12 protein-coding genes and 1 tRNA gene are annotated in these 11,919 nt (G+C 65.1%); 6 read left to right on the forward strand and 7 right to left on the reverse strand.

Going from position 1 to position 11,919, the window contains the following annotated elements; all coding sequences use genetic code 11:
• Nucleotides 1–16: 16 nt before the first annotated feature.
• Nucleotides 17–1,102, reverse strand: coding sequence for an alpha/beta fold hydrolase (locus JFC09_RS05865; RefSeq protein WP_198393066.1), 1,086 nt, complete (start codon nt 1,100–1,102; stop codon nt 17–19).
• A 110-nt stretch (nt 1,103–1,212) separates the two neighbouring features.
• On the opposite strand from JFC09_RS05865, the gene JFC09_RS05870 reads away from it, so the two are divergent.
• Nucleotides 1,213–1,285, forward strand: a tRNA-Ala gene (locus JFC09_RS05870).
• A 390-nt stretch (nt 1,286–1,675) separates the two neighbouring features.
• Here JFC09_RS05870 and JFC09_RS05875 read toward each other — a convergent pair.
• From JFC09_RS05875 to JFC09_RS05885, 3 genes are all read right to left on the reverse strand, one after another.
• Nucleotides 1,676–2,362, reverse strand: a complete 687-nt coding sequence (locus tag JFC09_RS05875) for an SDR family NAD(P)-dependent oxidoreductase (RefSeq protein WP_198393067.1) — start codon at nt 2,360–2,362, stop codon at nt 1,676–1,678.
• 153 nt (nt 2,363–2,515) lie between these two features.
• Nucleotides 2,516–3,250 (reverse strand): dihydrofolate reductase family protein, encoded by a 735-nt coding sequence (locus JFC09_RS05880; protein WP_198393068.1) that lies wholly within the window; start codon nt 3,248–3,250, stop codon nt 2,516–2,518.
• A gap of 66 nt (nt 3,251–3,316) precedes the next feature.
• Nucleotides 3,317–4,336 (reverse strand): alpha/beta hydrolase, encoded by a 1,020-nt coding sequence (locus JFC09_RS05885; RefSeq protein ID WP_198393069.1) that lies wholly within the window; start codon nt 4,334–4,336, stop codon nt 3,317–3,319.
• 204 nt (nt 4,337–4,540) lie between these two features.
• Here JFC09_RS05885 and JFC09_RS05890 point away from each other — a divergent pair, with 204 nt between their 5' ends.
• Genes JFC09_RS05890 through JFC09_RS05900 form a run of 3 tightly spaced genes read left to right on the forward strand, consistent with a single transcriptional unit; the run spans nt 4,541 to nt 6,895 of the window.
• On the forward strand, nt 4,541–5,584 hold the full coding sequence (locus JFC09_RS05890) for an NAD(P)-dependent alcohol dehydrogenase (protein ID WP_198393070.1): 1,044 nt from the start codon (nt 4,541–4,543) through the stop codon (nt 5,582–5,584).
• Nucleotides 5,585–5,621: 37 nt separating this feature from the next.
• On the forward strand, nt 5,622–6,569 hold the full coding sequence (locus JFC09_RS05895; RefSeq protein ID WP_332839667.1) for a helix-turn-helix transcriptional regulator: 948 nt from the start codon (nt 5,622–5,624) through the stop codon (nt 6,567–6,569).
• Nucleotides 6,554–6,895, forward strand: coding sequence for a cupin domain-containing protein (locus tag JFC09_RS05900; RefSeq protein ID WP_198393071.1), 342 nt, complete (start codon nt 6,554–6,556; stop codon nt 6,893–6,895). Before JFC09_RS05895 ends, JFC09_RS05900 begins: the two co-directional genes overlap by 16 nt.
• A 109-nt stretch (nt 6,896–7,004) precedes the next feature.
• Here JFC09_RS05900 and JFC09_RS05905 read toward each other — a convergent pair whose 3' ends face one another.
• A complete protein-coding gene (locus JFC09_RS05905; protein WP_198393072.1) occupies nt 7,005–7,457 on the reverse strand; it encodes a pyridoxamine 5'-phosphate oxidase family protein in 453 nt (150 codons plus the stop codon).
• Between the two features lie 206 nt (nt 7,458–7,663).
• Here JFC09_RS05905 and JFC09_RS05910 point away from each other — a divergent pair, with 206 nt between their 5' ends.
• On the forward strand, nt 7,664–8,197 hold the full coding sequence (locus JFC09_RS05910; RefSeq protein ID WP_198393073.1) for a TetR/AcrR family transcriptional regulator: 534 nt from the start codon (nt 7,664–7,666) through the stop codon (nt 8,195–8,197).
• 89 nt (nt 8,198–8,286) lie between these two features.
• Nucleotides 8,287–9,048, forward strand: coding sequence for a YggS family pyridoxal phosphate-dependent enzyme (locus JFC09_RS05915; RefSeq protein ID WP_198393074.1), 762 nt, complete (start codon nt 8,287–8,289; stop codon nt 9,046–9,048).
• Nucleotides 9,049–9,103: 55 nt separating this feature from the next.
• Here JFC09_RS05915 and JFC09_RS05920 read toward each other — a convergent pair whose 3' ends face one another.
• Nucleotides 9,104–10,549, reverse strand: a complete 1,446-nt coding sequence (locus JFC09_RS05920; RefSeq protein WP_332839668.1) for a flotillin family protein — start codon at nt 10,547–10,549, stop codon at nt 9,104–9,106.
• Between the two features lie 200 nt (nt 10,550–10,749).
• On the reverse strand, nt 10,750–11,829 hold the full coding sequence (locus JFC09_RS05925; RefSeq protein WP_198393075.1) for a helix-turn-helix domain-containing protein: 1,080 nt from the start codon (nt 11,827–11,829) through the stop codon (nt 10,750–10,752).
• Nucleotides 11,830–11,919: the final 90 nt, after the last annotated feature.

Consider the following 11,919-nt stretch of genomic DNA (forward strand, 5'->3'; position numbering starts at 1 on the left):
CTGCCGGCCCGTCCGACTAGTCGTCGACCGTGCTGGTACGCCCAGAGTCCTCTGCCCCATCGGCACGACCTGAGTCGTCCATCCTGCGTGCGAACCCCTCGATCGCCTGGGCGACGGCTGCGGGGCGCTCGTAGTGGAGCAGGTGCCCCACCCCGGTGAGCGTGTGATCCTCCACGGAAGCCCCCACACGCCGCAGGGAGTCGACGAACGACTGTGCCGCACCGATGGGTGCGATGAGGTCGTCGTCCCCGGCGACCACGAGCAGGGGGCGCCCGGTCGTAGCGAGGCCGGCTGCGGCCTCGGCGACGGTGTGGGTGATCGAGACCCGGTAGGCCTGGGCGAGCGAGCGACGGTCCGCGTACCCGGAGAAGTAGCGAGCATGCTGATCGTGGATGAAGCGGCGGGTGACCCGGTCGGGGGACGTCGCCATGACCTCGCTCATGGCGCGCACGATGACGGGATGTGCCAGCAGTGCGGTGCCCAGCCTCTCCGGCAGCGACGCCCCTGCGGCGTAGTACAGGCGCGTGAGCTGTGTGAGCGTCCGGGCCGACCCCTCGAGCGGTGGCTGGACGATGGGGGACAGGAGGCCCAGTCCCGGGCTGATGTCCGTCGTCTGCGCGTACGTGTGGGCGGCGAGGACCGACCCGAAACTGTGCCCCACCAGCAGGGGGCGCTGTCCCGTCGCGGCTTCGCACGCGGCGCACACCGCGCGGATGTATGCGGTGAACGTGGACAGGTCGAGCCCGTCGTCCGGTGGGGACACCGCGCCGAAGCCGGGCAGGTCCGGCACCCAGACGTCGCGGTCGCGCAGGTCGTGGGCGATGAGGGCGAGACCGTGATGATCGCCCCGGAAGCCGTGGACGAGGACGACGGGGCGCGGCCGGGAAGCCCCCGAGGTGCGGGCCGGGTAGACCCACACCGCTGGTTCCGGCAGTGAGGACGCACGACGAGGTTCCTCTGCCGCCTCCTCTGCGATGTTCGTCACCGTGTCCGTGTCTGTCGCCCTGCCCCTGTCCGTCATCGAATCAATGACCGTGCGTGCAGGGGGCGGCCAGGGGAAGTCGACGTCGGGAAGAAGCCTCAGAGAGGGAGGGAACGACATACGGATAGTCTAGGAGAAGCAGGTCCACAGGCGCTCAGCCACGCGTTTTGCTTTCGCGTCCGGGGCCGCCTACTATGTATCGAGTCGTCCGGGAACGGACGGTGACCTCCGGGGGTATGGCGCAGTTGGTAGCGCGTCTCCATGGCATGGAGAAGGTCAGGGGTTCGAATCCCCTTACCTCCACCGGAAGAGAAGCCCCGCTTCGTGCGAATCATCGCAGGGAGCGGGGCTTTCTGCGTCCGCCGGCCTGATGAAGCACGGCCTGATGAGGGTCAATTGCCAAAATGTGTGTACAGGTACGGCGTGTCCTGACATGCAGTGTTGTGGTTATCGGTTGCGTCCTGCCCATCCGCGCTGGATTCCGTTGGCGTCTTCACAACTGAACTCGCCAATCCGTGGAGCTCACGACTGACCAGGGGTCTGAAGGATGCTCGGTGAGGCTGTGGAACAGCCGGTGGTCTCCCAGCTGAGGACGCCGGGGGACTAGGGGCTATCCGGATCCTCTGGAGCGGACTGCGATGTTTGGCAGAAGATTTCGGTTGCTACCTGTGACGGCCGCAGCATGGGGGAGTCCTACCAAGGAATGAGTTTCCCGTCCTGGTAGAAGCCGCCGGTACCCGCGTTGACTGGCAAGTTCACGACGTGCTTGATGGAAGCCGCACCCTCGGGCACGAGGCGTCCGCCTTCGCCGCCGAGATCGGTTGCCGTCCAGCCCGGCGATGCCGCGTGGACGGTGATGCCCTCGTCCTTCAGCTCCGCCGCGAGAGCAGCGGTGAAGGAGTTCAGCGCCGCTTTGGAGACGCTGTACGCGGAAGTGTACGGGCCGACGCGAGTGATTGAGCCGGCCTCGCTCGAGACGTTGACGATGCGACCGTTGTCAGACTTGCGCACCAACGGCAGGAACACTTGCGTAGTCCGCCACTTGCCGAACAGATTGAGGCCCAGCGCATCCTGTACGTGGGCGAGGTCGACGTCGGAGGGCCGCTGGTCGTAGCTAAACAGGCCGCCGACGTTGTTGACGAGCACGTCGACCTGGCCGTGCCCGGCCTCGACCTTCGCCGATGCTGCGTCGATGCTGGTCTGATCCGAGGTGTCGAGCTGGATAGGGTGGACGTCTCCACCGATCTCCCGTGCTGCTCGGACTGCCTTCTGCTTGTGACGGGCGGTCAGCAGAACGGTGTCGCCGTCGGCTGCGAGCTGGGCCGCGAGCTCACGGCCAATTCCGCGGTTCGCACCGGTGATAAGAACTATGCGTGCCATTGCTGGGTGTCTCTTCCTGGTTGAGAGTCGTTGGATGGGAGGTAATCGGGCGCGTCGTCACTGTTGGCCAATCGATTCGACAGGTGCTGGACGGGCCGGCCGAACAGCCGACAGTGGCTGTGACTGAGCCGATCAGTCAATGAGCGAACAGCACTATTCGATGGGCCCGTTGACCGCGTAGCGGAGCCATAAGCTGCCGTCATCGAGTCGGTCCGCGTGGTGCAGCTCAAAGGACGTCGGCACTGCGGTGGTGTAGCGGCCGTCGGCTTCGAAGATCGATTGTGCGTCTTTCGTGCCATCTGCTGCTGGAGTGATGACGAGGCTGATTTCATCACACAGCTCCGCTAGGACGAACGACCAGTTCAGTCCGCCCCCGCCGCCGAGGATCAGTTCACGGACATCGAACAACTCGCTGATCTTCCTGACCGCTTCATGGAGATCGAGTGAATCATCTCCAGCGATGAGATAGGAGATTCCTTGTGCGCGAAGGAACGCCTTGTAAGCATTGCTGGCCTTGTTGGTGAGAATCTCCACGATATGCGCAGTGGTCTCGAAGTAGTCGATCGTGTTTCCTTCCCAGGCGAGACGGCCTGACGGGTCGACTGAGAAGTAGTGCATGGGCGCGTCGGGATCGGCGATGTGGTCTCCGCTCGGAACAGGAGACACCGACTCATCGAGACGGGGCGCGCGGTAGTGGGTGAAGTTGTCTTCACTGCTGATGCGACCGCTGAGCCACCCTTTGTGCTGCCTGTAGTGGCGGTCTGTCCCAAGTATGAGGTTGTAGTACTCCCGCTGTGAGGCCATACCGACATCAGTCGGAAGGTAAGAGCCGACGATCTTCCCGTCGAGCGACATGTGCATATGACAGATGATCTGAGGTCTGGTCACTGAGAATCCTCCTAGTACGCGAACCGATGAAGATTCGCGGCAGCCGTGTCGGTCGTCCCGAACGCGCTATACGCGTGACGAACCGCTTGATTCCAGGTTCGTGAGGAAGAACCGCTCCAACTGGTCGAAAGGGATCAGCTCTGTTCTGTCGTACAGGTCGACATGATCCGCGTGGGGCACGACAACGAGTTCGGTTTTTCCCGGTGCCTCTCTGTGGACGTCTTGGGAATAGTGCAACGAATGTGCCTCTGAGCCGGAGACCAGTAGCACCGGCGCCATGATCTCGTTGAGGTGGGCCATCAGTGGGAACGCGAAAAACGATGCCGGAGTCGTCGCTGTCCACGCAGTATTCGAATTGATCGAACGCGTATGGTAACCACGTTCGGTACGGTAGTAGTCGAAAAAGCCCGACGTGACCGCGTCGGCATCCGCGGGGAGTGTCTCTGGGAGAACACGGTCGCCCGTGACGACGCTGCCGTCCGTGCCGAGGGGAACCTCGTGGAAACCGCGGGCGTAGGTGCCGTTCTCAGCATCGATCCAGCGCTGTCGGCTGTAGTAGTCGATCACGCTCAGGCGGTTCTCCGGTGTGTAGCTGTCTCCGAGGCCGCACGAAATGCTGCGCGACATGTCATACATCGAGGTGGTCGCCACCGCCTTGATGCGGCTGTCGCTGGTCGCTGCGGTGATAGCCATACCACTGAGACCGCAGATCGCCTGCAGTCCGATCCGGTCGCGGTCGACATTTGCCCGCTGCCCGAGGAAGTCCACGCTGGCGCTGAAATCTTCAGTGAAGACTTCCGGCGAAGCCACATCGCGCACTCCGCCGCCGCTCTCGCCGGTGAACGACGGGTCGAACGCGACGGTAATGAAGCCGCGACGAGCGAACTCGTTGGCGTACAGGCCCGAGGACTGCTCTTTGACTGCCCCGAACGGGCCGCTGACAGCCAGAGCCGGGAGCTTGCCGGAGACGTGTGCCGGGGTGTAAAGATCACCAGCGATCTCGATGCCGAAACGATTGCGGTAGCGCACCGAAGTCCGGGTGACCCCGTCTGCGAGTGCGAACGTGTAGTCGTCTGCGTTGACCATGATGATTCTCCTTGTTTCGCTCTAGTCAGTGGCGGGATCTGGTTTCGTTGTTAACTATGTCGGTCTTGCAACCGGACCGGGAGGGCAGGTCATGCCCCCTCAGAGGGGGCATGACCTGCCCTCCCAGCGCCTGCGGCTCTGCTCGACACTGGAGCGAGGGCACCGGACAGAGCACGTGCCCGACAGCCCGATGGAGGAGAACGAATGTCTACCACTGTGAATGCCTACGGGGCAGTGTCCGCCACTGAACGTTTAGAACCGATGACAATCGAGCGCCGAGACCTTGGCCCACACGATGTGCTCATCGCCATCGACTACGCCGGCATCTGCCACTCCGACATCCACACGGTGCGCGGCGAATGGGGGCCCATCGTCTACCCGCAGGTCGTCGGTCACGAGATTGTCGGACACGTCGCAGCCATCGGTTCTAAGGTCACCCATCAGGTCGGGGACCGCGTCGGCGTTGGGTGCGAATCTGGCTCTTGCGGCGTGTGCGAGCAGTGCGCCAAGGGTGAGGAGGTGTATTGCCTGAATGGCAACATCCAGACTTACGGCGGGGTTGACGTCGACGGCACGATCACCCAAGGCGGCTACTCGCAGGCGACCGTGGTCAACGAGCGCTTCGTGCTTCGGGTGCCCGACTCGTTGCCGAGCGAGAAGGTCGCCCCGCTGCTGTGCGCAGGCGTGACGCTGTTCTCGCCGCTGAAGCACTGGAGCGCAGGCCAGGGAACGAAGGTCGCGATCGTGGGCATGGGCGGCCTCGGCCACGTCGGTGTCAAGCTCGCTCGTGCCCTCGACTGCGAGGTCACCGTTCTATCCCGGACCCTCGCCAAGCAAGACGATGGTCTGAAGTTCGGAGCGGACCACTACTACGCGACGTCGGATTCAGCGACATTCGAGCAGTTGGCCGGCGAGTTCGACCTGATTCTGAGCACCGTCTCCGACAACGTCGACTACAACGACTACGTCAACCTGCTCGCCGTCGATGGCACTCTGGTGCTGCTCGGCGCCCCTACCGAGCCTGTCCGAGTCGACGCGATGGCACTACTGGCACACCGTCGTTCGATCGCTGGCTCTGCCAACGGCGGTATGAAAGTCACACAGGAGATGCTCGACTTCTGTGCTGAGCACAGCATCCTGCCTGAGATCGAGTTGATCGGAGTCGGACAAATCAATGAAGCATACGAGCGGATGGTCTCATCCGACGTGCGCTACCGCTTCGTCATCGACATCAGCACCTTGGGCTGACCTCGTAAGAGGCACGGGCCGACTGCAAAGGCGGCCCGTGCCTGCACCCATCGCATACTCTGGAGAAGCCATGAGCAGGAAAGACGAGATCCGCGAGTTCCTCATCACCCGAAGGGCTGGCGTCACACCGACCGAGGTCGGTTTGCCCGCTGGCGAGGACCGACGCGTACCCGGCCTGCGCCGTGAAGAGGTTGCGGTGCTCGCCGGTGTGAGCACGGACTACTACACCAAGTTGGAACGTGGAAAGCTGCGCACCGCTTCGGCCAGTGTGCTCACGGCGATCGCCGATGCGCTGCGTCTCGATGATGTCGAGCGCATCCACCTGTTCGACCTGTTCCGTGGGCCCGGCGCAGTGCCCAAGCCACTGGCCGCGGGGAACACAGGTGTGGCGATGCAAGAGTCAGTGCAGCGCGTCCTCGATGGGATGAGCGTGCCCGCGATCGTCTATGGGGTGACCCAGGACATTCTCGGATCGAACCTGCTGGGCCAGGCGATGTTCGCACCCCTGCTCGACGCGGAACGGCCGAACATGGCTCGGTTCATCTTCCTCGACTCCCGCGCTCCCGACTTCTACGATAATTGGGATCTCGCTTGCAGTCTTACGGCAGCAATGCTTCGCTACGAAGCCGGTCGTGACCCCCTCAACGAGGAGCTGACCGTGCTTATCGGCGAACTCTCCACCCGCAGTCCCCAGTTCCGCTCCCACTGGGCGGAGAGCGACGTCCACGAGCACCGGAGCGGGCGCAAGATATTCCACCATCCTGCGGTCGGAGCCATCGAAGCAGCCTATGACGTGCTCGAGCTCCCCGGCGAACACGGGATCTCCATCACGACCTACAGCGTCGACCCCAACACACCCAGCGCGGAGAAACTCTCGCTACTGTCTAGTTGGGCCGCCAGCATAAGTATCGACACCGACCTGGGAGGCAGCTCGCCGGACACGGCCGCACTTGTGGCGGAGGAGGACCGATGGACGGACACGTGATCGATCGTGCCGACGGACGTGTTGGCGGAGACGCCTGGGAAGGGGAGTTCGTCGGAGCCCGGTACAACGCCGGTATCTGCGTCGTGATGGTCAGCTCGCGGGACGCTGGTTACGGGCCCCGCCTCCACCAGCACCCATACCCTGAGACATTCATCATCCGCCGCGGGCGCGCACGCTTCACCGTCGGCAACGATGAGATGATCGGCCGCGCCGGGCAGATCATCGTCGTCCCGGCTTTTATCCCACACTCATTCCGTACGTTCGGTCCTTACGAGGCTGTCGATATCCACGCCAACAACGAAATCGTTACCGAGTGGCTGGAATGAAAGACGGCCCGCTATGAGACTGTCGAGCCCGGACACGACTGGTCCGACAACATGCAGATCTTGGTCAGAAGCTTAGACGCGGCGCAGCCGAGAGCGGGTCCATCACACCTCAGCCGGGCACTTCCGCTTCTCCGTATTCCGCGGCCGGACCGAAGAGGAACCTCCTGCCGGAGATGCGCTCGATGTCGACCGCGATGATCGTCGGCTTCCACGAGCCGATCCATGGCACAAGCCCGGAGGCGTCGACGGCGGCCTTCTCTGCGGCGTTCTCGACGATCCGCGTGGTGCCCCGGGCGATGACGCTGCACGCGCCCGTGTCGGTGAGTTCGTCGACCTCGAACGCAGCGGTCTTCGTGACCGTCGCCGCAAAGAGCTTGTCGCCGGGAGCCGTCCGGATGTAGAGCGTCCCCAGCCCCTTCCCCGTGTCGTGCAGGGCGTAGTTGACGGGGAAGATGTACGGCTCGCCCGCGATGACTGTCACCAGTCTGCCCAGTCGCGGTGCTGCGAGGAACGAGAGCGACTCCTCGTTCGTCAGGACCTGCATGATGTCGTCGTCCGCCATGGACCTCACCCACTTCTTCGTGTGTCGGATGGTCTGATGATACTGCCCCCGCAGACCCGTCCGTGACGACACTCACCTCACGGGGTGATGGGTGGGAGGGGAGCTTGTCACCACTCAGCGGCGCGGGACTGTCGTGGGCAGCGCTCGTCATGCCTCAGAATGCATAACTATTCGGTTTCTGTCGCACTCTGTCGTACGATCGCCTCATGGAGCGTCGCGAGCGGATCATCGCATCCGCGTTGCAGGTCGTTGCGGACGGTGGCCTCAAGGGCCTCACACACCGAGCGGTTGATCGTCATGCGAACCTGGCGGAAGGCAGCACGGGGAACCTCTTCCCGCGGCGCGACGATCTCATTCACGCGCTTCTCACACACCTCGGGGACCGGGACAAGGAGCTGTTCCGGCAGGCGGAGGAGGTCAGGGTCTCTGCTCCTCACCAGGTCGCTGCCCTGCTGACCCGTGGTGTGCAGCGGATGGTGGCTGCGGACAACGCGGCGCTCACACGTGTCCGTCTTGCGATGATGCCGGCGAATCCGTCGGAGGCGGGGGAGTTCTATCGTGGGTTCCTGCGGAACCTCGAGCGCACACTCACGAGGGCGGGGGCAGACGATGTCGAAGCGCGCTCCCGCGCTGTCATGGACTACTTGGACGGTGTCGTCTTCCATGCGCTCACCATCGACCCGCGCCCGATCGACACGGACATGACCGAACGGGTATTCCTGCTCCTCATCACCGAGTAGGCGCCCACGGAACGATCGATGATATCGACGGGCCTACGGCTCCGAACGATCGACGACACTCAGCAACCGATGCCGAAAGGACGTGTTCCATGGATGCCAACGGCTCCTATCCGCCCGCGCAGACAGTCGACGACTTCGTCGCCAACCTCGCCGCGGTGAGGGCGCGCATCGATGCGGCGGCGGCACGTGCGGGACGCAACGGCTCCGACGTGCGGCTTCTGCCGGTGAGCAAGACCGTGCCGCAGGAGCGGCTCCGTCTGGCGGTGGAGGCCGGCTGCTCCCAGCTGGGGGAGAACAAGGTGCAGGAAGCGGTGCGGAAGCACGGCGAGATGTCCGATGTCGCGGTCGACTGGGTGATCATCGGCCATCTGCAGCGGAACAAGGCCCGTGACGTCGCCGCGTTCGCCACCGAGTTCCAGGCCCTCGACTCGCTGCGCATCGCAGAGGCGTTGGAGCGGCGTCTACAGTCCGCAGGCCGCGGCATAGACGTGTACGTGCAGGTCAACACGTCCGCGGAGGAGCAGAAGTACGGGCTCGACCCGGAAGGCGTCCCGGGCGTGCTGGCGGAACTCGCCCACTTCGACTCCCTGCGTGTCCGAGGACTCATGACCCTCGCTCTCTTCACGGACGACACCGCGCGAGTGCGGGAGTGCTTCCGCGTCCTGCGCGGTGTGCGCGACCGGGCTCGCGAGACCGACCCCGATCTCATCGGCCCCGGGGAGCTGTCGATGGGGATGTCCGGGGACTTCGAGGCCGCAGTCGAAGAAGGCGCAGACGTCGTGCGGGTCGGCCAGGCGATCTTCGGAGCCCGCGCGACTCCGGACTCCGACTACTGGCCCGGGCTCGCCTGAGCGTCCCGCTGCACGTGGGCGACGAACGATACAGGTGGTGACCGTCGCGGACGCGTCAGCTGTCCGCAGGTTCCTCCGGAGACGTTCGGTTTTCCTCCGGTGACGTTCCGACCTGCTGGTCCATCGCACTCTGGAGGAACTCGCCCAGGTCCAGGCCCGTCGTGGATTTCAGCAGATCGATCGTCTCGCGCATCCCGATCGAGACGTTCTTGCTGAGCTTCGCCTCTCCGTCGGAGGACACGACGCTCAGCGAATCGATGTTGGAGTAGGGCGCGGACACCTCGTGCGCGATCTTCGGCAGGGCCTCGAGGATCTGCGACAGGACCGCTGCCTCGTTGAACTGCTTGTATGCCTCTGCGGATGCGAGGACCGCCTCCGCCTCGGCCTTGCCCTTCTCCGAGATGGCGCTGGCCTCCGCGCCGCCCTGCGCCTTCACGGCCTCTGCCTCTGCTCGACCGCGCTCTGCGACGGCGAGTGCCTGCGCCCGCGCGTCGATCTCGAAGGCGCGTGCCTTGTTCTCCGACTCCGCGAGGGCGGCCTGTGCGGCCTGTTCGCGCTTGTAGCGCTCTGCATCCGCTCGGCGCTCCGTCTCGTAGCGCTGCGCATCCGCGGGCTTCCGGACCTCACCGATGAGTTCGCGTTCGCGCAGCTCGTTCTTCTGGTCCGCGATCTTCTGCGTCTCCTCGAGGATCCGCTGCTCCTGCTCGCGCTGGGCCAGCTCCTCGGCCGCTGTCGCAGCCGCACGCTGCACGGCGGTCTCCCGCTGGATCTCCGCGTTGCGCAGGTCGAGGGCCTTCTGCGATTCCGCGACCTGCTGGCGGTCGCGGTTCTCCGCCTCCGTCGATTCGCGCATCGACTCCGATTCCGCGATGCGCGCCCTCTTCGCGACGAGCGCAGCCTCCGGGCGCCCCAGGTCGCGGAGGTAGTCGCTGTCGTCCTCGACGGAGATGATCTGGAACGTGTCGATGACGAGACCCTGGTTGTTCATCGACCCGGCAGCGTCGTCCTGCACCTGCGAGGCGAAGCTCGCCCGATCGCGCAGGACCTGTTCGACGGAGAGCGTGCCGACGACCGCGCGGAGGGTACCGGAGAGGATCTCCTGGCAGTAGGACTCGATGCTGTCCTGCTGGTCGAGGAAGCGCTGCGCGGCCTTGCGGATGTCTCCCATCTCCTCGCCCACCTTGATCTGGGCGACACCTTTGAGGCGGAGGAAGATTCCGTTGAGGGAGTAGCCTTCGACCTCCACCTGGATCTGGCGGGAGCTGAGGGACAGGACGTGTGCGCGGTCGAAGAGGGGCCGGACGATCGCCCTGCCTCCCACGACGATGCGAGCGCCGGCCTCCAGGTCGATGTCGCCCTTCTTCGCGGGTGCACGACCGGTGATGACGAGGGCCTCGTTGGGGGCGGCGACCCGATAGGCGCGGATGAACGTGATGAACGCGATGAGTCCTACGACGAGCAGGACTGCGATGATCGCGCCGATGGTGGCGACGGTTTGCACGGTGGTCCCTTCGGGGGATGGATGGTTTCTCGAGCCTATAGGCCGGGAGCGTGCGGTTCTGACCGCTGGCGGTGCAGAATCGTCACATGGTCCCTTCGTCCGTCAGCTCCGGCCTCCCGGTGGAGTGGGCGGCACCCTGTGCTGTGTGCATCGCGGTGAATCCGCTCCAGTGGGGCGTGCCGTTCTGGGGCGTGTAGGCGTCACGTGTACCGAAGGTCGATGATCGCGGGGACGTCGGAGTCCGGCAGCAGGTCGGTGGCGTCGTCCGCGGTGAGGAAGTCGACTCGCGCACGCTCCTCGTCCGCGAGTGCGTAGGGCTGCGAGGAGACCGTGAGTCCCGTCGTCTGCCGGAGGCGTCGGATCTCACCGCGGACGGTCGTCGCCGCATCAGGATCGTCGTAGAGCGCTTCCGCCAGTGCGCGACCGGTCCACGCCTCGCGCGACGCGAGGAGGGCGAGCAGCTCCGCGCGTCGCGCGGTGAGGGGCACCCGTGATCCGTCCGCCTTCACGACGTGCGGATCGAACCCCTGCAGGCGGATCGCTCGCACGACGCTGTGCTGCCCGGCCGTCGACCCATCACCCGACCCGGGACCCGAGCCAGCAACGGACCCAGCAGTGAGCAGCGCCTCCGCCAGCCGCACTCCGCACCGGACGAGCGCAGCACCCTCCGCTGTCGCGAACCGGACGGGCAGCGACACGTCGAGCACGCCCAGCACAGTGCCGTCCACGCCCCGGATGGGAGCCGCGGTGCATGTCCACCCGTGATGGGCGCGGACGAAGTGCTCGCCTGCCGTCACGTGCGTGAGCCGACCCGTGTCGAGTGCGCGGCTGATCCCGTTCGTCCCGATCCCGGCCTCCGACCAGTCCGCCCCCTCCGCGAACGCGATCGTGTCCGCGCCGCGCATCGCCTGGTGGCTGCCCGCTCGCCACAGGACGACGCCGTCCGCGTCGGTGAGCACGACCAGATGCCGTCCCGCCGCCGAGGTGTCTGCCACCGCCCGCACCACCTCACCGGCGATGTGGTCCAGTGGGGTCCGCGACCGGGCGTCCCACAGGTCGGTCTCCGCGAGGAACCGGGACGGCTCCCTCTGGTCGGGGCTGACTCCCGCAGCACCGCTGCGGCGCCATGCCTCGAGCACCTGAGCGTCGAGAACGGCCGGACCCCGCGGGGGAGGCCCACCGGAGGGGGCGCCTCCGGCCAGCACCACGTCGTGCGCGGCGACGGTGCTGCGGGCGAAGGCGACGGGATCATCGAAGCGAAGTCCCGGATGCAACGACATTGCCACTCCTTCGTGACGACACTGTGGACGACGCCAGCACTGTGACGCACGTCATGAGGCGAAGGCTACAGGATGGACAACCGACCATGG

It is taken from the genome of Brevibacterium yomogidense (assembly GCF_016107685.1).
Classification (GTDB): Bacteria; Actinomycetota; Actinomycetes; order Actinomycetales; family Brevibacteriaceae; genus Brevibacterium; species Brevibacterium yomogidense.

Coding starts and splice junctions, on each gene's coding strand:
- JFC09_RS05885 (WP_198393069.1), bottom strand. CDS start 4,336: ATGGTCAACGCAGACGACTACACGTTCGCACTCGCAGACGGGGTCACC.
- JFC09_RS05890 (WP_198393070.1), top strand. CDS start 4,541: ATGTCTACCACTGTGAATGCCTACGGGGCAGTGTCCGCCACTGAACGT.
- JFC09_RS05865 (WP_198393066.1), bottom strand. CDS start 1,102: ATGTCGTTCCCTCCCTCTCTGAGGCTTCTTCCCGACGTCGACTTCCCC.
- JFC09_RS05905 (WP_198393072.1), bottom strand. CDS start 7,457: ATGGCGGACGACGACATCATGCAGGTCCTGACGAACGAGGAGTCGCTC.
- JFC09_RS05915 (WP_198393074.1), top strand. CDS start 8,287: ATGGATGCCAACGGCTCCTATCCGCCCGCGCAGACAGTCGACGACTTC.
- JFC09_RS05925 (WP_198393075.1), bottom strand. CDS start 11,829: ATGTCGTTGCATCCGGGACTTCGCTTCGATGATCCCGTCGCCTTCGCC.
- JFC09_RS05875 (WP_198393067.1), bottom strand. CDS start 2,362: ATGGCACGCATAGTTCTTATCACCGGTGCGAACCGCGGAATTGGCCGT.
- JFC09_RS05910 (WP_198393073.1), top strand. CDS start 7,664: ATGGAGCGTCGCGAGCGGATCATCGCATCCGCGTTGCAGGTCGTTGCG.
- JFC09_RS05900 (WP_198393071.1), top strand. CDS start 6,554: ATGGACGGACACGTGATCGATCGTGCCGACGGACGTGTTGGCGGAGAC.